This is a genomic window from Actinoplanes xinjiangensis, assembly GCF_003148685.1.
Classification (GTDB): Bacteria; Actinomycetota; Actinomycetes; order Mycobacteriales; family Micromonosporaceae; genus Actinoplanes; species Actinoplanes xinjiangensis.
Window position 1 is genome coordinate 69,110 of sequence record NZ_QGGR01000026.1, and the last position, 21,696, is coordinate 90,805.

18 protein-coding genes are annotated in these 21,696 nt (G+C 70.7%); 12 read left to right on the forward strand and 6 right to left on the reverse strand.

Annotated features, from left to right (window positions below; translation table 11 throughout):
• Positions 1–52: 52 nt before the first annotated feature.
• Positions 53–613: a DUF6939 family protein gene (locus BC793_RS38365; protein ID WP_109601521.1), complete on the forward strand. Its 561-nt coding sequence runs from the start codon at positions 53–55 to the stop codon at positions 611–613.
• 143 nt (positions 614–756) lie between these two features.
• Here BC793_RS38365 and BC793_RS38370 read toward each other — a convergent pair whose 3' ends face one another.
• Positions 757–1,446, reverse strand: coding sequence for a VOC family protein (locus BC793_RS38370; RefSeq protein ID WP_109601522.1), 690 nt, complete (start codon positions 1,444–1,446; stop codon positions 757–759).
• 193 nt (positions 1,447–1,639) lie between these two features.
• Here BC793_RS38370 and BC793_RS38375 point away from each other — a divergent pair, with 193 nt between their 5' ends.
• Both BC793_RS38375 and BC793_RS38380 read left to right on the forward strand, forming a co-directional pair.
• Positions 1,640–3,115 carry a metallophosphoesterase gene (locus tag BC793_RS38375; RefSeq protein ID WP_109601523.1) on the forward strand — a complete coding sequence of 492 codons (1,476 nt, stop codon included), beginning with the start codon at positions 1,640–1,642 and terminating at the stop codon, positions 3,113–3,115.
• 65 nt (positions 3,116–3,180) lie between these two features.
• On the forward strand, positions 3,181–6,303 hold the full coding sequence (locus BC793_RS38380; protein WP_109601562.1) for a UvrD-helicase domain-containing protein: 3,123 nt from the start codon (positions 3,181–3,183) through the stop codon (positions 6,301–6,303).
• On the opposite strand, the gene BC793_RS38385 is transcribed toward BC793_RS38380, so the two are convergent.
• Positions 6,290–6,970, reverse strand: a complete 681-nt coding sequence (locus tag BC793_RS38385; protein ID WP_239170528.1) for a prepilin peptidase — start codon at positions 6,968–6,970, stop codon at positions 6,290–6,292. The genes BC793_RS38380 and BC793_RS38385 overlap by 14 nt on opposite strands.
• 76 nt (positions 6,971–7,046) lie before the next feature.
• On the opposite strand from BC793_RS38385, the gene BC793_RS38390 reads away from it, so the two are divergent.
• The 4 genes from BC793_RS38390 to BC793_RS51890 all read left to right on the forward strand — a co-directional run bounded on the left by BC793_RS38390 (position 7,047) and on the right by BC793_RS51890 (position 11,149).
• On the forward strand, positions 7,047–7,640 hold the full coding sequence (locus tag BC793_RS38390; protein ID WP_109601524.1) for an LppU/SCO3897 family protein: 594 nt from the start codon (positions 7,047–7,049) through the stop codon (positions 7,638–7,640).
• 91 nt (positions 7,641–7,731) lie between these two features.
• Positions 7,732–8,937, forward strand: a complete 1,206-nt coding sequence (locus tag BC793_RS38395) for an AAA family ATPase (protein WP_109601525.1) — start codon at positions 7,732–7,734, stop codon at positions 8,935–8,937.
• A gap of 27 nt (positions 8,938–8,964) precedes the next feature.
• A complete protein-coding gene (locus tag BC793_RS38400; protein WP_109601526.1) occupies positions 8,965–9,474 on the forward strand; it encodes a DoxX family protein in 510 nt (169 codons plus the stop codon).
• Positions 9,475–9,655: 181 nt separating this feature from the next.
• Positions 9,656–11,149: a glycosyltransferase family 87 protein gene (locus BC793_RS51890; protein ID WP_282959007.1), complete on the forward strand. Its 1,494-nt coding sequence runs from the start codon at positions 9,656–9,658 to the stop codon at positions 11,147–11,149.
• 754 nt (positions 11,150–11,903) lie between these two features.
• Here the strand turns inward: BC793_RS51890 and BC793_RS38410 are convergent.
• The 4 genes from BC793_RS38410 to moaC all read right to left on the reverse strand — a co-directional run bounded on the left by BC793_RS38410 (position 11,904) and on the right by moaC (position 14,863).
• Positions 11,904–12,320 carry a molybdenum cofactor biosynthesis protein MoaE gene (locus BC793_RS38410; protein WP_109601527.1) on the reverse strand — a complete coding sequence of 139 codons (417 nt, stop codon included), beginning with the start codon at positions 12,318–12,320 and terminating at the stop codon, positions 11,904–11,906.
• A gap of 293 nt (positions 12,321–12,613) precedes the next feature.
• Positions 12,614–13,831 carry a molybdopterin molybdotransferase MoeA gene (locus BC793_RS38415; protein ID WP_109601528.1) on the reverse strand — a complete coding sequence of 406 codons (1,218 nt, stop codon included), beginning with the start codon at positions 13,829–13,831 and terminating at the stop codon, positions 12,614–12,616.
• A 67-nt stretch (positions 13,832–13,898) separates the two neighbouring features.
• Positions 13,899–14,399 carry a MogA/MoaB family molybdenum cofactor biosynthesis protein gene (locus BC793_RS38420; RefSeq protein WP_109601529.1) on the reverse strand — a complete coding sequence of 167 codons (501 nt, stop codon included), beginning with the start codon at positions 14,397–14,399 and terminating at the stop codon, positions 13,899–13,901.
• A complete protein-coding gene (gene moaC, locus BC793_RS38425) occupies positions 14,372–14,863 on the reverse strand; it encodes a cyclic pyranopterin monophosphate synthase MoaC (RefSeq protein ID WP_109601530.1) in 492 nt (163 codons plus the stop codon). The genes BC793_RS38420 and moaC overlap by 28 nt, the downstream gene beginning before the upstream one ends.
• 359 nt (positions 14,864–15,222) lie before the next feature.
• Between moaC and BC793_RS38430 the strand changes: the two genes are divergently transcribed.
• From BC793_RS38430 to BC793_RS38450, 5 genes are all read left to right on the forward strand, one after another.
• Entirely contained in the window at positions 15,223–17,715 is a 2,493-nt protein-coding gene (locus BC793_RS38430) for a putative bifunctional diguanylate cyclase/phosphodiesterase (RefSeq protein ID WP_109601531.1), read from the forward strand.
• The gene (locus tag BC793_RS38435; protein WP_109601532.1) at positions 17,712–19,007 is read left to right on the forward strand and encodes a glycosyltransferase 87 family protein; all 1,296 of its coding nucleotides are present in this window, start codon (positions 17,712–17,714) and stop codon (positions 19,005–19,007) included. The genes BC793_RS38430 and BC793_RS38435 overlap by 4 nt, the downstream gene beginning before the upstream one ends.
• A 1-nt stretch (position 19,008) precedes the next feature.
• The gene (locus BC793_RS38440; protein WP_109601533.1) at positions 19,009–19,401 is read left to right on the forward strand and encodes a TFIIB-type zinc ribbon-containing protein; all 393 of its coding nucleotides are present in this window, start codon (positions 19,009–19,011) and stop codon (positions 19,399–19,401) included.
• A 601-nt stretch (positions 19,402–20,002) separates the two neighbouring features.
• Positions 20,003–20,725, forward strand: a complete 723-nt coding sequence (locus tag BC793_RS38445) for a nucleotidyltransferase domain-containing protein (RefSeq protein WP_109601534.1) — start codon at positions 20,003–20,005, stop codon at positions 20,723–20,725.
• Between the two features lie 298 nt (positions 20,726–21,023).
• Complete coding sequence (locus BC793_RS38450; RefSeq protein WP_109601535.1) at positions 21,024–21,362, forward strand: YbaB/EbfC family nucleoid-associated protein; 339 nt, start codon at positions 21,024–21,026, stop codon at positions 21,360–21,362.
• The last annotated feature ends 334 nt before the right edge of the window (positions 21,363–21,696 follow it).

Here is a 21,696-nt window from a genome sequence, read left to right on the forward strand (position 1 = left end):
GTTTTGTCGTACCCCTCGGGCAGCATGTCGGGCGAGGCCTGAGGAGGTTGGGATGCTGGTTCATGTCGCGAGCCGTCGGCGGAAGCCGGAGTCGGTGCGGGCTGCGTTCCCAGGCGCCACTGTCATCGACGTGACCTCCAGAGGCCCCGAACCATGGGTGCGGCTGAGCCCGTTCTACCCGCACGGCGGGATCCCGGTGCCTCTCACGCCAGGGGCCGTCGCCGCCTCGGTGGAGGGCATCTGGCAGGCGCTGAAGGTCTTCGAGGAGGCCGACATCGACCCGGCCAAGCTGTCGGTCACCTCGATGACCGGGTTGAAGCGCACGGTCCGCCGGTTCGGGCCGGTCCGCGGGCACCGCGCCGGGCTGCACGGCGAGACCCTGCTGGACTATCCGACGGCCCGGCGGCAGATCTACCTCCCGGCCTATCGATGGGTCCTGGAGCATCGCCTGTCCGACCTGGTCGACCGCCTGCGCGAGCTGGCCGGTGGCGGTGTGGTCCTTCTCGACTACACCACCAACGGCGACCCGGCGGACACGTCGAGCCCGCTCTCCCACGCCGCGCTCCTCGCCCGCCACCTCACCGGCCGATGGCCCTCCGAAAGCCCGTCATGAGCCCGGTGAAGCAACCGTCATGGGCCCGGTGAAGGCACCGTCAGAGCTCGATGAGAGCACCGTCATGGGCTTGGTAAAGGAAGCACCATGAACCAGGCGGCGCACCGTCATCAGCTCCTCGCTGGAGGCGCTCATGAACCCGGTCAGGGGTCCCGGCCCTGCCAGGTGGTCACGCAGACCTCGTTGCCCTCACGGTCGGCCAGGACCCAGAAAGCGGGCGCCCTCTCGTCGGAGACCAGGTGGCCTCCGGCGGCGAGAGCCGCAGCGATGCGGTCCCGTGCCTCGTCGTGCGGAACGCTGATGTCGAAGTGGATGCGGTTGCGCTGGGGCCGCGGTTCGGTCATCCGCTGGAACCAGACGGCCGGCCCTTGGCGGAACGGGTCGATGAGCCGGTCCTCGGGCCCATGCCTGCCGGCTTCGTCGGCGTATCCGAGCACCGCCTTCCAGAACGGCCGCACCGACGAGATGTCCCGGGCGTCGATGGCGACCTCCCATTCCTGCACCGACCGCGCCGCCGCATCGGGACTCGGCGTGGTCGTCCGACCGAGGGCGTGGAGGGCGGCGGTGATCAGGCGGGCCAGCTCGGTATCGCGGGCGGTGACACCGCCGAATGCGCGGGGTCGCAAGGTCAGGATGACGTGGCCGGAGCGCAGGTCGATGCGCAGGTGCTCGTCGGCGTCGGCGTCACAGGCCTCGACAGCGCGGGTGGCCACATCGGCGGCCTCGGCCAGCGAACCGACCGGCACGCAAGTGCGCAGGGTGCCCAGCACGAAACGCCAGCCCTGGTCACCGACGGCCTCGGAGGCTTCACGCCGGCTCAGGAACCGTTCCATGCGGCCAGGCTTCCAGACCGGCCGCTGTCATGTCACCGGGCGGCCCCGCGAGGCCGGAGAGGCATACCGATGCTGAGACACCGCTGAGGACCGGGTGCGCCGCCGATGCCGGGAGATTCGGGCGGTGGAGGACACTTGGACGGGCAAGCTGAGGGGCACGGCCACGGGAGTGGGCGGCGGGGGAGGGTCTGGGTTGTTGGTGTTCTTCGCGGTGGTTCTGCTGGGCATCGGGCTGATCCACTACTACCTGTGGAAACGGCTCGTTCGTGATCCGCTGCGACCGGGGTGGGGCCGCCGTGCCGGGACGATCGTGGCGGTGGTGCTCTGCGCTCTCGTGCCGCTGACGCTGATCGGGGTCCGCGCCGGATACTTCACGTGGCTCTCGTGGCCCGGCTATCTCTGGGTAGCCGTGATGTTCTACCTGCTGGTGACACTTCTGGTCCTGGAGATTCCGCGACTGCTGCTGATGCGTCTGTGGGCGGGCTCCGGGCGTACCACCGGGAAGTCGCCCATCGAGACCAGCGGGGAGCCGGCACTGATCGGCACCGCCGGCGCGGCTGGCGGAGCCGGGGCGGGCGCGACGACCGCGACCGAGGCCGCTGCCGCCACACCGACCGCAGCCGAAACGCCGTCGCGGTCCGGAACCGAAACGTCACCGCAGGTGGTAACCGATACGCCGTCGCGGTCCGGAACCGAAACGTCACCGCGGGTGGTAACCGATACGCCACCGTGGGCCGGAACCGAAACGCCGCCGCGGGTGGGAACCGATACGCCGCCGCGCGCTGGAGCCGATACGCCCGCGAGCACCGGGTCGGTGGCCGGGGATCCGTCGCCGACCGAGAGGCAGGGGATCGAGCGGCGACTGCTCCTGGCCCGCGGCACCGCGATCTTCGCGGGCCTGACGGCCGCGGGCATCACCGGGTACGGGGTGAAGACCGCGACCAGTGCTCCGCAGATCGATCGTGTCCAGCTCCCGATGGCCAAGCTCCCCCGCGCGATGGACGGCACCCGGCTCGCGGTCGTCTCGGACATCCACATCGGCCCGCTGACCGGCGTGAACCATGCGCAGCGCATCGTCCAGGTGATCAACTCGGTCAACGCCGACCTGGTCTGCATCGTCGGCGACCTGGTCGACGGCAGTGTGGCCGAGCTGGGCCGGTTCGCCGCGCCGCTGGGCGGCATCGAGTCGCGGCACGGGGCGTTCTTCGTGACCGGCAACCACGAGTACTACTCGGGCGCCGAGGAGTGGATCAACGAGGTGTCCCGGCTGGGTATCCGGCCGTTGCGCAACGAGCGGGTGGCGATCAACGGGCTGGACCTGGCGGGTGTCAACGACCTGAGCGGCGAGGAGCAGGGCGACGCCCCCGATTTCGCCCGTGCGCTGGGCGACCGGGACACCGCCCGGCCCGTGGTGCTGATGGCCCACCAGCCGGTGGCGGCCGTGGAGGCGGCTCCCTACGGGGTGGATCTGCAGGTCTCGGGTCACACGCATGGTGGTCAGATGGCCCCGTTCAACCTGCTCGTGAAGCTTCAGCAGCCGGTAGTCTCCGGCTTCGGGGAGGTGGACGGCGTGCCGGTTTACGTGACCAACGGCGCGGGTTTCTGGGGCCCACCGGTGCGTGTGGGCGCGCCCCCGCAGGTCACGGTCATCGAATTGCGTGTGGCGTAACCCATCAAGATCGGTAAGTGTGTTTGAGCGTGGCGAAGCTTGGCGAGACCGACAGCCGTGACAGGATGCGGGGTGTGGAGGTCAGCACGGATACATATGTCGCGGACCTGCACATTCATTCGCGCTTTTCGCGGGCCTGTAGTCGTGATCTGACGCTGCCCAACCTGGCCTGGTGGGCGCGGCGTAAGGGCATCGCTCTTCTGGGCACAGGGGATTTCACCCACCCGGCCTGGTTCGAGCACCTCAGGGAGAGCCTGGAGCCGGCGGAGCCCGGCCTGTTCCGGCTCGTCGACGAGAAGCCGGTCACCAGGCGTCTCCCCGGGTCGTTGCGCGGCAGCACGCCGGCCCGGTTCATGTTGAGCGTGGAGATCTCGACGATCTACAAGCGCGACGACAAGACCCGCAAGGTGCATCACCTGCTCTACGCTCCGGACTTCGCGTCGGTGGAGAAGATCAACACGGCGTTGTCCCGGATCGGGAACCTGACCGCCGACGGCCGGCCGATCCTCGGGCTGGACTCGCGCGATCTCCTGGAGATCACCTTGGAGGCCGGCGGCTATCTGATCCCGGCGCACATCTGGACGCCGTGGTTCTCGGCGCTGGGCTCGAAGTCGGGGTTCGACGCGATCGCCGACTGCTACGCCGATCTGGCCGACCACGTGACAGCGGTGGAGACCGGCCTGTCGTCGGACCCGGCGATGAACTGGCGGGTCTCCGGCCTCGACCGGTACCGACTGGTCTCGAACTCGGACGCGCACTCGCCGGCCGCCCTGGCGCGTGAGGCCACCCTGTTCACCGGCACCCCGGACTACTTCGCGGTGAGGGACGGCATCGGTCTGGCCGGGACCCTCGAGTTCTTCCCGGAGGAGGGCAAGTATCACGCCGACGGCCACCGGGCCTGCGGCGTGAATTGGGAGCCCGCGAGGACACGCGCCGCGAACGGCCGCTGCCCGGAGTGCGGCCGCCCGTTGACGGTCGGCGTGCTGAGCCGCGTCGAGGACTTGGCCGATCGGCCGGAGGGCTTCCACCGCGACGACCACGTCGAGCACCTGATCCAGCTGCACGAGATCATCGGTGAGATCCACGGCGTCGGCCCGAAGTCGAAGACTGTCGAGTCCCAGCTGAACCACCTGGTCGCGACGCTCGGCGCGGAGCTGGACATTCTGCGTAAGGTGCCGGTCGACGAGATCGGTAAGGCCGGCGGCGACGAGTTGCGTGAGGCGATCACCCGGCTCCGGCGCGGCGACGTGCGACGGGTGCCCGGTTACGACGGCGAGTATGGCGTGATCACTCTGTTCGACCCGGGTGAGCTGCGCAACCGCAGCAGTGCCCCGCAGGTGGAGACGCTCTTCGACTTCCCGGCGGCTCAGCCGAAACCCAGGGCCGAGCCGGTGAAGGAGAAGGCGAAGACGAAACCGGCGAAGGAGAAGCCGGCCCCGCCGCCGCTGGCTCCGCCGCCGAGCCCGCACGAGCCGTTCGAGCCGATGCTCGCCGGGATGGAGGAGGTCGGCACCGGCCTGCTGGACCGTCTGGACGCGATGCAGCGGGTGGCCGCGTCGGCGCCGGGCGGGCCGCTGCTGATCGTCGCGGGGCCGGGCACCGGCAAGACCCGGACGCTGACGCACCGGATCGCGTACCTCTGTGCCGAGCTGGGGGTCTTCCCGGAGCGCTGTCTGGCGATCACGTTCACCCGGCGGGCCGCCGCGGAGCTGAAGGAGCGCCTGGAGTCGCTGCTCGGTGACGTGGCCGAGGACATCACCGTGGGCACGTTCCACTCACTGGGCCTCACCCTGCTGAAGGAGAATCCGAAGGCTGCCGGGCTGGGTTCGGGTTGGCGGATCGCCGACGAGCAGGAGCAGGCACAGGCCCGTGAGCAGGCCGGTGACGATGACACGGCGTACCGGAAGCTGCTGCGCCAGCAGGATCTGGTGGACCTGGACGACCTGATCAGTGTGCCGGTGACCTTGCTGCGCGAGGACCCGGCGCTGGTCGAGAAGTACCGCCGGCGCTGGCAGTGGATCTTCGTGGACGAGTATCAGGACGTCGACGATCTGCAGTACGAGTTGCTGCGCCTGCTCAGCCCGGCGGACGGCAACCTGTGCGCGATCGGCGACCCGGACCAGGCGATCTACTCGTTCCGTGGCGCCGACGTGCAGTACTTCCTCCGCTTCAACGCCGACTTCGTGGACGCCCGGCTGGTCCGGCTGACCCGCAACTACCGGTCGTCGGCCCCGATCCTGGCCGCCGCGGTGCAGGCGATCGCACCGACGACGCTGGTCAGTGGCCGTCGTCTGGACCCGGCCCGGCTTGATCCGGAGGCGTCACTGGTCGGGCGGTATACGGCCCGCAGTGTCGCCGACGAGGCCGACTTCGTGGTCCGGACGATCGACGAGCTGGTCGGTGGCCTGTCGCACCGTTCGCTGGACTCGGGCCGGATCGACTCCCGGGCCGCGGTCGCCGGCAACCTGTCGTTCTCGGACATCGCGGTCCTCTATCGCACCGACGCGCAGTCCGGTCCGATCATGGACGCGCTGTCCCGGGCCGGTATCCCGGTGCAGAAACGCTCGCACAACCGGCTGCGGGACCGTCCCGGTGTTCCGGAGATCGCCCGGGAGCTGCGGCACGCCGGCGGTGCCGGTGGGTCGCTGGCGTCCCGGGTGCGGGCCGCCGGCCAGGCGCTGGCCCAGCGGGTTGTGGCGCCGACCCTGGACGGCGAGCAGCTCGCCCCGGAGGACGTCCGGCTCGCCGCCGAACTGCTGTTGCCGCTGGCCGACCGGGTCGACGACGACCTCCCGCTCTTCCTTCAGCAGCTGGCGACGGGTGCCGAGGTGGATGCGCTGGACCCGCGCGCCGAGGCGGTGAACCTACTGACCCTGCATGCCGCGAAGGGCCTGGAGTTCCCGGTGGTGTTCCTGGTCGGGTGCGAGGACGGGCTGCTGCCGCTGCGCTGGCCGGGTTCGACACCGTCGGAGGAGGAGGTCGCCGAGGAGCGGCGGCTGTTCTTCGTCGGCCTGACCCGTGCCCAGGACCGTCTCTACGTGAGCCATGCGGCGAAGCGGTTCCGCCACGGCAGTGAGCGGGAGCAGTCCCCGACGCCGTTCCTCGACGTGATCGATTCCGGACTCTTCGAGAAACTGGGCGAGGCCACGCCCGCTCGTCCGAAGGACCGGCAGCTCAGGTTGCTGTAGCTAGAAGGAAGCCGACCAGCAGGGCGGGCCCGAACGGGATCGGCCGCCCTTTACGGGTCACCAGCAACCAGGCGGCGATCGAGCCGTTGAGCAGGTGGGCGGTGCCGAGGCAGACGGCCACCGCCGGCCAGCCCGCGAACCCGAGCAGGAACGCCAGTGCCGCCCCCAGTTTCACGTCGCCGAGGCCGAGTCCGTGCCCGGGTAACAGGGCGATCGCCAGATAGGCGGCGCCGACCAGCAGGCCTGCGGCCAGTGCCGGAACGATCCGGTCCGGCGCGAGCAGGGCGAGCGGGATTCCCCCGGCCAGCGCGAACATGCCGACCAGCCGGTCGGGCAGCCGCAGGCAGCCCAGGTCGATCATCGCCAGCAGCAGCCCGGGGATCGCCGCGAGCAGGTGCACGGGCAGTTGCGGCACCGGACCGAGAGCGGCCGCCAGCACGCCGGCGGCCAGCGCGAACGTCACCGACGGCCAGTGCCCACCGGCACCGCAGGCCGGTCCGGCGTGGATCCATCCGGCTGCTCCCGCTGGGTACGCCCGCCCGCACCGGCCGCACGCGGAGCGGGCCGGCGTTCCGAAGGGGACGGTCAGCCGATGGGCGATCCGGGGCAGGAAGGCCCCGGCCGCCGCACCGAAGAGCATCGACAAGATCACCAGTTGTGACGACACGAAGGTGAAAGGTATCCGATCGTCCGCCGCACGCTACGGTGGCAGGCGGCGCAGACCGCTCCCGGAGGGACCCCCGATGTCGCAGAACGGGCCGCACTCCGGCCAGTCATGGTCGAGCGGCGCCCCTGAGCAGCCATACGCCGAGCCGTCGGATCCGTGGGGCGGCCATGCGCAGGAGATCCCCCAGCAGCAGGCTTTCGCGCCGCCGCCGGAGTGGCAGAAACCCGAGTGGAAGAAGCCCCCGGCCCGTCGCGGGTTCGCGATGGGTGCCACGGTCGCCGCGCTGAGTGTGCTGATCGGCGGCGGCGTGGCCACCGCGGCCTGGTTTCTGCTGGGCAGCGAGAAGGAACCGGCGGACGGTGGCATGGCGGTGGCCACCACACCGGCCGTGCCCGGGGCGCGACCGCAGCCCAGTGCGGACGCCCGGTTCGCGGCGAAGGGTCAGTGTGTCCGCAACGAGGGCACGAACACGGAGCCGAAGCTGCGGATCGTGGTGTGTACGGCGAACACGTACGAGATCTTGAAGCGCGTCGACGGCCGTACCACGGGGGAGAGGGACGCGGTACGAAAGTGCGCGACCGTGCCGAAGTATACGAAGTGGTACTACTACGACACTGAGTACGACGACGTCGATTTTGTCCTCTGCCTGCGCGAGTATGAGCCCCTCTAGCGCTTTCTAGCGGCACAGCTAGACCAGCTTAGAGGGTGATATCGAGCGGACTCTAGCGCTGACGCTAGACAGCCCGATACGGTGCTACGTCATGGATCCGGTACGGAACCCGTACGCTCCCGGCGCTGGTCAGCGCCCGCCCGAGCTGGCCGGACGCGGCCGTGAGCTGGACGCCTTCGACGTGGTTCTGGAGCGGGTGGCCCGCGGCCGGCCGGAGCGGAGTCTGGTCCTGACCGGCCTCCGTGGCGTCGGCAAGACGGTGCTGCTCAACACGCTGCGGTCGGCCGCGATCGGTCGCCTCTGGGGCACCGGCAAGATCGAGGCACGACCCGATCAGTCACTGCGCCGCCCGGTCTCCGGCGCGCTGCACATGGCGATCCGGGAGCTGGCTCCACACCACCGCGATCCGGACCGGGTGGACGAGGTGCTGGGCGTACTCAAGGCGTTCGCGCTGCGGGCCAACGACGGCAACAGCAAGCTCCGCGACCGGTGGGCACCCGGCATCGATGTGCCCGCGGCCCGGGGGCGTGCCGACTCCGGCGACATCGAGATCGACCTGGTCGAGTTGTTCACCGACGCGGCGTCTCTGGCCACCGACGTGGGCACCGGGATCGCCCTGTTCATCGACGAGATGCAGGACCTGAGCGCGACCGACGTATCGGCTCTCTGCGCGGCCTGCCACGAGTTGTCCCAGCTGGGCGCACCGTTGATCGTGGTGGGCGCCGGGCTGCCCCACCTGCCGGCCGTGCTGTCGGCGGCCAAGTCCTACTCGGAACGGCTCTTCCGCTACGCACGGATCGACCGCCTCGACCGGGACGCCGCCGACCTGGCACTGGGCGTGCCCGCCGAGCGGGAGGGCGTGGAGTACGACCAGGAGGCGCTCGACCTGCTCTACGAGAAGTCCGGCGGGTACCCGTACTTCGTCCAGGCCTACGGCAAAGCCACCTGGGATCACGCGCCCCAGACGCCGATCACCGCGGACGACGTGCGGGTGGCCGCGCCGGAGGCGGAGGGTGAGCTGGCGGTCGGCTTCTTCGGCTCCCGGTTCGAGCGGGCCACCCCGGCGGAGCGGGAGTACATGCGGGCCATGGCGGCGCTCTCCGACGATCCGGGTAACGACATGGACGCCGCAGTGCCGACCTCCGAGATCGCGATCTCCCTCGGCCGCAAGCCGGCCAGCCTCTCCCCGGCCCGGGACGCGCTGATCAGAAAGGGACTCATCTACTCCGGCGAGCGGGGAACCGTCGCGTTCACCGTCCCGCACTTCGGCCGCTACCTCAGGACACAGCCGGTATGAGGGCGAGGTTGTGGGTATAACCGGGTGATGAGGCCCGTACGCACCGCAGCCCGTGCCCTGCTCGCGTCGATCTTCGTGGTCGACGGCATCCGCACCCTGAACCAGCCGGAGACCCGCGCCGACGCGGTCCGCCCGCTCACCGACCGGGTGACGCCGCTGTTGGAGCGGACCGATCCACGCCTGCCGACCGACCCGCTCACCCTGGTCCGGGTCAAGGCGGCCGCCGACGTGGTGGCCGGTCTGGCCCTCGCCACCGGGCGGTTCACCCGGCCGGCCGCGGCGGTCCTGGCGGCCGGGCTCATCCCGCACACCCTGACCGAGAAGGGCGACCGCGACAACCTGCTGCGCAATCTCGGCCTGCTCGGCGGGCTCCTGCTGGCCGCGGTCGACACAGAAGGTCGCCCCAGTCTTCATTATCGGACATCGCATGCGATCGACCGGAGCCAGCGGACGATGCGGCGCGCGGTGCGGACCGCCCGCCGGGAGGCCAAGATCGCCGCCGCCTCCGCCGTTGCAGCGCGCAGATTGCCCGGCTAACAACCTTATTGCGGCCTTTGCGTTAAAGCGGACGAGGGGCCGCGCGGTCGGTCAGCGCCTTCTAAGCTCGCTTCCGCTCGGCAACGCCCTGCCGCCGTTCCCTACCGCTGCGCTCTTCGCGTACGCGGGCGGGTCGATCGGCAGGACGTGCCGTGCCCGGGGACGAGACGGGGGTCGCGCCATGCCGGCAATCAGGAGAATCGCGCACAACGCCGCGCGCATGCGGTCCGGACTGTTCGCCGTCGGCGTGCTGGTCACGGCCGCGATCATCACCCATTACATCGAGCGGTACGGCCTGAGCACCCTCGCCGTCGAACACGAGGCGATCCGGGGCTGGCTGGCCGGGGACGGGCTCTACGCGTACCGCTCCCCGAAGAATGAAGCAGGCGCCGCCCTGCCCCCCGCACTCGCGCTGCTCATCGCGCCTCTCACCTTGTTGCCGTTGCGCACCGCCGGTGGGCTGCTCGCCCTCGGCGGACTCGCCGCACTCCTGCTCACCACCCTGGTCGTCGCCGGGCCGGTCGCCCGCCGGCATGGGCGGCGCCGCACCCCGTTCGTGCTGGCCGTGGCCGCCCTGGCGCTACTCGCCGAACCGGTCCGCGCCGCCGTCGGTCTCGGCCGCCCGGAACTCCTGATCCTCGCCCTGCTCGCCGCCGACCTGGTTGGGCTGCGCCGTGCGGCCCGGGTCCGAGACCGGTCCCTGGCCGCCCTTCTGCGGTCCCGCCGCTCCCCCCGCGCCCGCTCACCGCTCACCGGCCGCCGGTTCAGCGCGAGCCCGTTCGCCGACGGCCGCCCTCGCGGCTCCCGGATCGTCCACGCATTCCGGGCCACCCTCCGGCCGCACTGTTCGGGCGATCTGTCGGAATCATCGAAGCGCTCCGAGTCGACCCGGCGCGAGATCGGCCTGTCCGGCGGCGGCACCCTGCGCCGTCTCTGGACGAGCGGATCCTGGGCCGGCGCCGGCACCGGACTCGCCGTCACCTTCAGCGCGACGGCCCTCCTCTTCGTCATCTACCTGCTGGTCACGCGGCAGCGCCGGGCCGCGCTCACCGCCCTGACCACCGCGGCGGTGGTCACCCTGGGCGTCCTGGTCGCGGCTCCCACCGAAACCCTCACGTGGTACGGGACGACGATGTGGGAACTGGCCCGCCCCGCCCCGGTCAGCGACCTCGACAACCAGTCCCTGGCCGGCGTGATGGCCCGGCTGTACGGCTTCCCCGCCCCGCCCGTCCTCGTCTGGTTCGCGTTCGGCATCCTGCTCGTGGCCGTCGGCCTGATCCGGGCCCGCTCCGCCCACACCGAAGGCGACGAGGTGGCCGCCTTCACCCTGATCGGCCTGACCGCAGCCGTCGCGGGCCCGGTGACCACCGCCGCCGAGAGCCTGTGGCTGCTTCCCGCCATCCTGGTCCTCGCCGACGCCGGCGTACGCAGCCGCCTCGGCATCCGGGTACCCCGGTCGACCCGCCGCACCGGCACCGTCTACCTCGCCGCGGCCGGTATCGGCTACCTGATCCTGATCGCCGCGCCGGTCTGGTCGCTCCGCTGGAACGTGCCCGCGCTGGCCCTGATCCTGCTGGTCAACGTCCTCCCGTGGCGCCAGGGATCGCCCGCTATGCCGACCGTCCGCGCCGCTCCCCACCGCCGGGCGGCCATCCCCCTGCCGAGGGGCGGCTGAACCCCGTCTCCGGTTCACACCTGCTCACCACCGGCCCACAGCCGCCGATCCTCGTCGCTTTCGCCGGAACGCCGGGCGCGGCCGACGACAGCGGCTGGGAACCGGTCTCGTTTCCGCCGACGGGAACAGCACCGAGCTGCGGATATGCGGCGTTCACCGCCCCGAAGCGGCAGCCCCGAACCGGCTTCGACTGCACGGCCCGAGGCAGGCATCTCGGAGCGACAACGCTCGGCCGCACCGCCCGGGGCCGGGGTTCATCATGCGACAACGCTCGGCCGCATCGTCCCGTGGCCGGGACCTTCGTGGGCAACGATCGGCCGCATCGCACCGTGGCCGGGAACCTTCGCGGGCAACGATCGGCCGCATCGCACCGTGGCCGGGAACCTTCGCGGGCAACGATCGGCCGCGGCCAATGGTCTGCCTGCGACGACGGGAGCGCACGCAATGCTTATGTGGGCTGCTGTCATCGCCATGACCCGGTTTCACGCACACAGTCCGCGGATCGTGTGCGCCTATGCATGCCAGGACGTATCCGAGAGCCCACGTTCAGCGATTGTGTGCGCTGGCCAACGTCTCGAGCGCTGCCGTCGGCGACGCTGGGCACGTCGAGCATCGCGATCAGGACGGCTGGCGCGGCAGAACTCGCCGGGCCCGACCGTTCAGAGCTCACGCCGCTTCTGACGCCGACAGCTCTCCAGCCGTAGCGGCGGGCCACAACCGCCTGTGACACCGGCTCGCCGAGGCGGGCAACCGGTCAGGGGCAGTTGACCCATTCTTCGGTGCCGTCGAGGAAGACCTGGCGCTTCCAGATCGGCAGGCGGGCCTTGGCCTCGTCGACCAGGCGGCCACACGCCGCGAAAGCCGCTGCCCGGTGTGCTGTGCTGACCGAGGCGACAAGCGCTACGTCACCGATCGCCAGTGTGCCGATCCGGTGGGACACGGCCACCGCGTAGACGGCCGGGTCCGCGGCAATCTCCTCGGCCACCTCGCGCAGGATCGCGGTAGCGGTCGGGTGCCCCTCGTATTCGAGCAACGTGACACCGCGACCGTGGTCGTGATCGCGGACGACCCCCTGGAACGAGACGACCGCACCGGCCCGGGGATCGGCGACGGCGGCCTCGTGGGCGGCCAGGTCGAGCGGCTCGTCCACCACCGTGGCCAAGGTCACCACCCCGGCGACTGCCGAACCGGAGACACCAGCGGCCGAAGCAAAAGCACCGACAACCGAACCGGAGACGTCAGCAGCCGGAACAGAAGCACCGACAGCCGAACCGGAGACGCCGGCGGCCGGAGCATCGACAACCGAACCGGAGACGCCGGCGGCCGGAGTAGGAGCACCGTCAGCCGAACCGGAGACGCCGGCGGCCGGAGCGGGAGCATCGACAGCCGGCTCGGGGGCGTCCGTGGCCGGAGCAGGAGCATCGGCCGGGACGGGGCCGCCGGCTGGAGGGGAAACGGAGGGGGTCACGGGCGCTCCCCGGGCATCAGAGGAAGGGGCAGGAAGGGAACCGTGTCGCCGGCGGCAGCCCGGGTGCCGGGCCGGACCACGACGAAGCCGTGCGAGTTGGCCAGTCCGCGGAGCATGGCCGAACCGACGTGACCGGCCGGAACGGCGGTGCGGCCGGTCGGGTCGAGGGTGGCCAGCGCCAGGTGGGTGAAGCCGCCACGGCCGGCCACGTCCGCGCCGGCGGTGACCGACGGCAGGGGTGGGAGAGCCCGGCCCTGGAGGCCCGCGAGCAGCGGCGCCACCAGCGTGACCAGGGCGATCACCGCGGACTGCGGGTTGCCGGGCAGGCCGGCGAGGAAGCGGGACCGCCCGTCCGGGCCGGGGACCCTGGCCAGCAGCATCGGGAACCCGGGGCGTACGGCGACGGTGTTGACGATGTACGACCCATCGAGCTCGGCGAGCGCCGGATGCAGATGGTCGACCGGCCCGTGCATGGTGCCGCCGGTGGTGCAGACCAGATCGGCGGTGTCGAGGGCGACCCGGATCGCGTCCAGGTGGGCGGTGAGGGTGTCCTTGACCGGGCCCTGCACCGACTCCACGGCAGCGCCGTAGCGCCGCAGCCAGCCGGGCACCTGCGGACCCAGGGAGTCGCGGACCCGGCCTGCTCCGGGTGGCCCGGCGGTCAGCAGTTCGTCGCCGAAGACCAGCATCGCCGCGCGGGGCTCCGACCGTACCGAAAGAGTCTCGTAACCGCAGGTGGCCGCGACGCCGACGACTGCCGGGTCCACCGGTGTGCCGGCCGGGAAGAGTTCTTCGCCCTGACGTGCCTCCTCGCCCGGCAGCCGCCAGTCGGGGACGGTGCGCGGCTCGCCGGAGACGCGGCCGTCGGCGCCGGTGACCGAATCCTCGATCCGGATGAGGGCGGTGGCGTTGGCCGGCACCATCGCGCCGGTGGCGATCTCGACGCAGTCGCCGTCCGCGGTGAGCGGCGGTGGGGTGCCGCCGGCGAGCACACGACCGACCGGGCGCCATGGGCCGGGACCGCGCACCGCCCACCCGTCGATGCTCGATGTCGGGAAGGCGGGCAGGTCGGTCAGGGTGCGCAACGGCTCGGCAAGGGTCCGGCCGTCGGCCACGGCCAGCGGAATGCGCTCCGCGCCGCCGGCCGCGTCACGGCCGGCCTGATAGGCGAGCGTGCGCGCCAGTTCCCAGTCCACAGGGGTCGACTCGGTCACCGGGAAAGCCTAGCGCTCAGCGGCCGCGGGCCAGGGACGCGGCCCACCGGGTGGCGCCGACGGGAGGTCAGTGGTCGCCGCCTCTGATCTGGTCCACCGTGTGGACGAGCAGGGGGCCGAGCACGGCGAGCCCGTCCTTGGCGCCGCCGGTCGAGCCGGGCAGGTTGACGATCAGGGTGCGGCCGGCGACTCCGGCGAGTCCGCGGGACAGTGCGGCTGCCGGCACCCGGTCACGGCTGTGGGCGCGGATCGCCTCAGCGATGCCGGGGATCTCGAAGTCGAGCAGCCCACGGGTCGCCTCGGGGGTGCGGTCGGTCGGGGTGACCCCGGTTCCGCCGCTGGTCAGGACCACGTCGACACCGTCGGCGACGGCGGCGCGCAGGGCTGCGGCGACAGGTTCCCCGTCGGGTACGACGACCGGCGCCTCGTCCACATCGCAGCCGAGTTCGCGGAGGCCGGCGACCAGGCGGGGCCCGCTCGTGTCGGCGTAGACACCGGCGGCGGCCCGGTTCGAGGCGACGACGACTCGGGCCCGGATGGTCACGGCCGGTCCTCCGGGCGTACCCAGTCTCCGGTCTTGCCGCCTTCCTTGCGCAGCACCCGGATGCCTTCCAGGCTGGCCGCGGGGTCGACCGCCTTGATCATGTCGATCATCGCGAGGCCGGCCGTGGCGACGGCGGTGAGGGCCTCCATCTCGACGCCGGTCCGGTCGGCGGTCTTGGTGGTGGCGGTGATCTCGACGGTGTCGGCGGTGAGGTCCAGCTCGACCTTGACCCCGTGCAGCCCGATCGGGTGACAGAGCGGAATGAGGTCGGGGGTCCGCTTGGCTCCCATGATCCCGGCAAGCCGGGCGACCGCGAGGGCGTCGCCCTTGGGCAGGCCGTCGCGGCGCAGCAGGTCGACGACGTCAGCGGTGGTGTGGACGCGGCCGGCGGCGATGGCGCGGCGGTCGCTCACCGCCTTGGCGGACACGTCGACCATGCGCGCGGCGCCGGTCTCGTCGACGTGAGTGAGCTGGCTTTCCTGGGGCATACCGGGAGCTTAGTTCGCAACGCTGCCGCATTCGCTTCATACTCCGTCCACACTGCTCAGCGATGCTGCGGCCGGGTTGGGAAATAGAATTGTCGCGGCCTGAATGACGCGATTCTCATTGCGATGAGTTCCCATTCAGAAACTGTCCGTAACGGCACCTCGTCCTATTGTCGCATTCTGCGCATAGCGACACGATCCACTGGAATCAGACACCTATCTGGATCTAAATTCTCTCCTGTCAGGACGAGCTAGGACAAAAGGGAGGGAACGCCATGCGCGACAACAAAGAGTGGGGCTGAAACCGGTACTTTGTGCCTGGAGCGACGACCCGATCGCACTCGGCGACGACGAAGGACCGCATGTCTTTGCAACGCAGCGACGACAACGTGACCGATCAGCGGCTCCGGCTGCTCGTCGGTCTCGTCGTCGTGCTGGGGCTCGGCACCGTGGCGGGATTCGCGACATACGCCCTGCGTTACCCCGAACCGCTGCCGCACCCACTGGCTCTCCTCGGCCTCTGCGCCGCCCTGATGATCGCCAACCGGGTGAAGGTCCTGGTCCGGGTCAAGGCCAGCACCGACGCGACGACCTGGGGTGAGATCCCGGTCCTGGTCGGCCTGACGCTGCTACCGGCACCATGGGTGGTCTTCTGCGCCGTCGTCGCGATGACCCTGCTCCGCTGCCTGAACAGCCTCGGCCTCCAGAAATCCGTCTTCGGAGTGGCCAAGGAGGCCCTGACGACGGGCTCGGCGGCCGCCGTCTTCCTCGCCTTCGGCGTACGACCGGATCTGACCGGCCCGCCCTTCCCCGTCCTGCCCATCGTGGTGGCACTCATCACCTTCGTGGTGGTCGATCACCTGGTGTTCGTGCCGGTGCTGGTCACCGCCACCGGCAACGGCGTGCGCGAGGTCGCACTGCGCAACTGGGCCGGGGACATCATCTGCATGATCGGCGAGCTGGTCACCGCCCTGCTGGTCGTCGGCGTCCTGGCCACCGGCACCAATCCACTGCTCCTGCTGGTCGTCCCGCTCGTTGTGCTGTGCATGCACCTGTGGCAGTCCCGCAGCGTCCGCACCCGCGAGGAACGCGAATCCTGGCAGCGCCTCGCCAAGGCCACCGACGAGCTCAACGCCGTCGACCTCACCCAGGTCCTGCACTCGGCGACCACCCGGGCGGCGCAGATCTTCTCGGCCGCCGAGTCCGCGATCGACCTGGCCGGACGGACGGTTCGCGCGACCGCGTCCCAGGTCCTCGTCGACGGCCCGCGCCCGGTGAGCGGTGTCACACCACCGGACGAGACATCGGTCGACCTGGTCGCCCACGACGGCAGTGTCCGGGTCGGGGTGCTGCGCCTGCGATTCGGCGGGACGGTCCGGCTCACCGAGGTCGAGCAGTACAAACTGCGGACGTTCGCGTCGGCGGTGTGCACGGCCATCCGGAACGCGCAGGCGTACGCCGAACTCGCCCGCATCGCCGCCGAGAACGCGCATGCCGCCACCCACGACCCGCTGACCGGCCTGGCCAACCGCCGCCGGCTGTACGAGTGCGCCGAGCAGGTGTTCCGTTCGTCCGCCCAGGGCCTGTTCGCGCTGCTGCTGATCGACCTGAACCACTTCAAGGAGGTCAACGACACGCTCGGGCATGCCGCCGGTGACCAGGTGCTGCGGGAGGTGGCGGCCCGCCTGCGGGACTCGGCCGAACCCGGCGACCTGGTGGCCCGGCTCGGCGGCGACGAGTTCGCGGTGCTGTTGACCGGCCTGCCCACGCCCGCGCTGGCCGGGCACCGGGCGACCGGGATGCTCGCCACCCTCGACGCGATCATCGAGGTCGAGGGCATGCGATTGACCGTCGAGGCGGCCGGCGGCATCGCCCTGGCAGCCGGCACCGGCAGTGTCGAGGAACTGATGCGACGCGCCGACATCGCCATGTACCAGGCGAAACGTGCCGGCGAGCAGATCGTCGTCTACGCGCACGCCCGCGACACCGCCGATCTGGAACGGCTGATGCTCACCGGCGAACTCCGGCGGGCCGTCGCCCAGCACGAGTTCATCGTCGACTTCCAGCCGATCGTCGACCTGGGCACCGGCGAGGTCCTGGCGGCCGAGGCCCTGGCCCGCTGGCACCACCCCGACCAGGGCAGCCTCAGCCCGGTCCGGTTCCTGGAGACGGTCGAGCGGTCCGGCCAGCTGCCGGCGTTCGCCGACGCCGTTCTCGAGCAGTCGCTGATCGCCCGGCAGAGCTGGCGGGACGCCGGGTTCGACCTGCCGATCGCGGTCAACGTCTCACCACGCAGCCTGCTCGACCCGAGCTTCCCCGGCGCGGTACTGGCGCGGCTCGCCCGCCACGACGCACCCGCCGACCGGCTGGTGCTGGAACTCACCGAGACCCTCACCGTCAGCCAATTGGACGTGGTCGAACGCGCCCTGGCCGAGCTGCGCAACGCCGGCGTCCGGCTGGCGATCGACGACTTCGGCACGGGCGTCTCGTCGTTGTCGGTGCTGTCCCGCATCCCGGTGCACCAGCTCAAGATCGATCGTGAGTTCGTGGCCGGGGTGGAGACCACCGCCGAGGCCGCCGCGGTCGTGCGGACCACCGTCGACCTGGCTCGCAACCTGCACCTGACGGTGGTGGCCGAGGGCGTGGAGAGCGAGCCGCAACGGCGTGCACTCTGGGCTCTCGGCTGCGTGGCGGGTCAGGGGCACCTGTTCGCCCGGCCGTACTCGGCGGCACGTTTCCTCGGCATGCTGCAACGCGGGTCCGGCGGCCGGCCGGGCATGCTGGCGGCGGCCCTGCACGACGAGGGTTCGGTGGTGCGCCTACCTGTGCGCCGTCTGCCAAACTTGCCCGCGTGACCAAGAAGCTGGACCTGGCCCTCTACGCCCTCTCCGCGGTCTTCGCGCTGGTCACCGCTCTGACCTCGACCCTGCTGCCACATCGCGCGTGGGGGGCGGTGGCGGCCTGGGGCTATCTGACCGCCGCGCTGCTGGTCTACCTGGTCCAGCGCCGGGACCTGCTCGCCTGGGCGACCTGGGGGGCGGTGGCGCTGCTGCCGCTCGTGATCCAGTCGGTGCAGCGGGCCGGTGGGCGCACCGATCGGGCCCAGGAGGAGGTGCTCGTCGTCGAGCACATGGGCGAGTCGTTGCTGCACAGCGGCACGCCCTACCTGAGCCGTACCGAGATCGCCGCGATCCCGCTCGACGAGCGCCTTCTCGGCTATCGCCCTTATCAGCCCGGAATGTCGCTCTTCGGTGTCCCCCGCGCCCTTGCGGGCGACCACTGGTTCACCGACGCCAGGATCTGGTTCGCGATCATGACGCTGGTCACGCTCGGCGCGGCCGTCACCCTGGTCCGGTCGCTTCCCACCCCTTCAGCTGTACGACCTACGCGCTCGCCGTTCAAGCTGCTCCGCTCGACCGCCCCCGTATCCCAGGCCCCGGCCCCCGAGGCATCCGGTCCGGTCGCGCCCGTCTCGCCTGCCCTGGTCCGGGCGATTCAGGCGGCCACCGTCCTGCCGGTGACCGCACTGACGCTGGCGACCGGTGGCGACGACATCCCCGTCCTGGCCCTGTGTCTGCTGGCCCTGGCCCTGGCCGCGACCGGCCGTCCCGGCTGGTCCGGGCTGGCCGTCGGCGCCGCGGCCGCCTGCAAACTCTTCGCCCTGCCGGTCGTCGCCGTCCTGGTCGTCCACGCGGTGGCCACCGGAACGTGGCGCCGCCTGCTCCCCGGCGCCCTGGGCCTGCCGTTGCTCGCCCTGCTGCCACCGCTGCTCGTCGATGCGGACGCCCTGATCGAGAACGTCCTCCGCTTCCCCCTCGGACACGGTCTGGTCACCAGCCCCGCCCGGTCCCCGTTCCCCGGCTACCTGATCTCCCAGTCCCTACCCGGCGGCCGCTACATCGCCGTCGGCCTGCTCGTCTCCGCCGCCGCCGTGATCGGATTCCTGCTGCTGCGCCGCCCGCCACGGACCGCCTACTCCGCCGCCCTCTTCTGCGGATACGGGCTTCTCACCGCCATCCTGTTGATGCCGACGACACGTTTCGGTTACCTCCTCTACCCGGTTGCTTTGCTGCTCTTTGCACCAGTACTCAGCAAGGACACAGGTTCTTCGGCCCCACGGCATGACACGGCCTTGTACCGTCATTGAAATGCATATGACGTGTCCCAAGTGCCACGGCGAGATGCGGGTCTACGAGCGCAGCGGCGTCACGATCGACCAGTGCGGCGAGTGCCGCGGCATCTTCCTCGACCGCGGCGAGCTGGAGAAGCTGTTCGCAGCCGAGGCCAACTACAACCGCCCCCCGTCCGGTGGACAGGTTCCGCCGCCGCCCGCCCCCCACGCCCCGGGGCAGCCGATGCACCAGCAGCCCGGTTACGCGGCCCCGCCGCCCCCGCCTCCCTACGGGGCTCCGGCGCCGCACGCCTACCCGCCCGCGCCCGCTCCGGCCTACGGTCACCACGGCCACTACCGGCGCCCCGCCGCCTACGGTCACCACGGCCACTACCGTCGTCGCAGCTTCCTGCACAACCTCTTCGACTGACCTGAGCCGGCCGGCTCCGTCTCGCGGGCGTCCCGTCGGCGCTGCTGCTGCTTCCGGGCAGCGCGCCGTCGGCGTCCCTCCGGTACGCGCCGGTGGCTTACCACTGCGCAGCGGTAGCTCGCCGGTGCGCAGTGGAGCCGTGCACCGTGGAGTCGTGCGCCGTGGCGCCGCGGGCGGTGCTTCGGCGGTGTGCGGCAGCTTGCCGGTGTTCGCCGCTTGGTCGGTGCCTCACTTGCGCTCGCGCGGTCGATTCGGCTGACCGGTTCAGCAGCGCTCTGCGGTGGGAAGCCGCCGGTGAGGAGTCAGGCGATCTCTGCCGCCCGCATGTCCGCGGGCGCCGGGATCGACCGTCTCCCCACCGGCGGCTTCCTGCATTCCCGTGACACCCCGGCGGCCCGATCTTCCGGCCGCGATGCATCCCGTGCCGGTCACAGCGCGATCTCCGCACGCTCAGTGAATTCAACCCCGCTGCCGACCGCTCGAAGCGGTGCGGCCACCGATCCGACTCCGAGGGCGGGAACCAGCGGCTGACCCCCGCGGCTGGTGTGCCCCGACACGGCGGGGTCGGGTCACGCTCGGGTGATGTGGCACGGTGGGTGTCGTGTCGGATGATCCTGTCGACCTCGCCGGTCGTCTCGTTCGGGAACGGTTCCCGCAAGCTCACGCGGCCTTCCTCGGTGGGAGTGCACCGACCGCCCGCCGGACACCGTGGTCCGATCTGGACATAGTGGTCGTGATGGACGGGGAGCCGGCGTCCTTCCGGGAGACCCTGCGTCATGACGGGCAGCTCGTCGAGTGGTTCGTGTACACGCCGTCCTCGCTTCGGCACTACTGGCGGCAGAACGTGTCGAACCGCCGCACCCCGCTGTTGCGCATGGTCGCCGAGGGTGTGCCCCTGATCGGTGCGGACGGCCCGGCGCTCGCCTATCGCGCCGAGGCCGCCGCGATACTCGACGCGGGACCTCCCGTACCGGCCGCCGACCAGGTCGCCTTCCAGCGTTATCTGGTGACTGACCTCCTCGACGACCTACGGGGTTGTTCCGACCCGGTGGAGATCGCCTTCCTCGCCACCACTCTCGTCCTCGCCGTCTCGGATCTGCTTCTGCTGGCCGGCAACCGCTGGTCGGCACGCGGCAAGTGGCTTCCCCGCCGGCTGGCCGAGGTCGATCCGGATCTGCCGGGCCGGCTGATGGCGGCCCAGCGCGCCGTCCTCGCCGACGGCGACCGTGAGCCGCTGGTGGCGGCGGTGCTGGCCGTCCTGGACCGGGTCGGCGGCCCGCTTCAGGAGGGTTTCCGGCTGGCCGGTGAGGATCCGGGCAGATAATTTTCTGCCGCCCCGAGCTGGGCCTCGCGCACGCAGAGTCATGTCACCGTTCGAGGTAGCGCTCCACAGTGCTCGGTGGACCTGTGGAGATTCGCGAACTTCTCCGTACTGCTCGAATTGCGGAAGTGGTTTTGCTCACTCTAGGTAGTCACAAATCGGAGTCGCATCGTCACTGAAGAGTGAGCTATTTCGATAAGTCTCTCTTTTCGTGTGCGTTACGAAGTTGCTGGAATACGCAACGTCGCCGATCTTGGGTATTCTCACGTCCGCCCCTGTCGCGGCGAACGGAGGAACAACCGTGACTGAAACTGCCGATCCTGCGGCCGACCCCAACCTGCGTACCGACCTCGAAGACGTCTACGGCCGATACGAGGAGCTTCGCTCCGGGGTGGACGAGCTCCAGCGCAGCGTCGCCACCATGCAGGTCAGCGCCGAGTCCGAGACCGGTGAGGTGCGGGCCACTGTGGACGCCGACGGCAGGCTCGTCGACCTGCGGATCGACCAGGACGCCTGCCGCGAGTGGCCGGTCGACACGCTCGCCCGCGTCATCGTGGAAACCGTCCAGCACGCGTCGGCAGGAAAATCCCGGCAGATCGAACAACTGGTCGCCCATCACCGGTCCACCGACGACGCCTGACGCCCCGGAATACTGGAAAGAACGACACGGGACCGGAGCCACCCCGATCCCCTACTTCAGGGGTTGCTGAAGCCCCACACATTCAGTTTCGCCCCGAAATACCGCATACCAGGACCGGTGATCCCACCCCACGGTCACCGATCCACACTCCCCCCGCCGGGCCGCGGGTCCCACCGTCGACATCGCGCCCCGGCAATAGGCGCCGCCACGTGTTCTTCCCCGTAGCGGCTCTTTCCGGGCATCAACCCCGACGCCCGCTGTGCCTTTTCGGAAACGTCCACGAATCATTCGTGCCCATTAATCTCACGCATATCCCGCTTCGTCGATGGAAGAC

What these genes read in the sequence shown, in the direction of transcription:
- BC793_RS38440 (WP_109601533.1), top strand. Translation starts at nt 19,009, where the DNA reads ATGCATATGACGTGTCCCAAGTGCCACGGCGAGATGCGGGTCTACGAG.
- BC793_RS38365 (WP_109601521.1), top strand. Translation starts at nt 53, where the DNA reads ATGCTGGTTCATGTCGCGAGCCGTCGGCGGAAGCCGGAGTCGGTGCGG.
- BC793_RS38380 (WP_109601562.1), top strand. Translation starts at nt 3,181, where the DNA reads ATGCGGGGTGTGGAGGTCAGCACGGATACATATGTCGCGGACCTGCAC.
- BC793_RS38430 (WP_109601531.1), top strand. Translation starts at nt 15,223, where the DNA reads ATGTCTTTGCAACGCAGCGACGACAACGTGACCGATCAGCGGCTCCGG.
- BC793_RS38400 (WP_109601526.1), top strand. Translation starts at nt 8,965, where the DNA reads ATGAGGCCCGTACGCACCGCAGCCCGTGCCCTGCTCGCGTCGATCTTC.
- moaC (WP_109601530.1), bottom strand. Translation starts at nt 14,863, where the DNA reads ATGCCCCAGGAAAGCCAGCTCACTCACGTCGACGAGACCGGCGCCGCG.
- BC793_RS38395 (WP_109601525.1), top strand. Translation starts at nt 7,732, where the DNA reads ATGGATCCGGTACGGAACCCGTACGCTCCCGGCGCTGGTCAGCGCCCG.
- BC793_RS38370 (WP_109601522.1), bottom strand. Translation starts at nt 1,446, where the DNA reads ATGGAACGGTTCCTGAGCCGGCGTGAAGCCTCCGAGGCCGTCGGTGAC.
- BC793_RS38390 (WP_109601524.1), top strand. Translation starts at nt 7,047, where the DNA reads ATGTCGCAGAACGGGCCGCACTCCGGCCAGTCATGGTCGAGCGGCGCC.
- BC793_RS51890 (WP_282959007.1), top strand. Translation starts at nt 9,656, where the DNA reads ATGCCGGCAATCAGGAGAATCGCGCACAACGCCGCGCGCATGCGGTCC.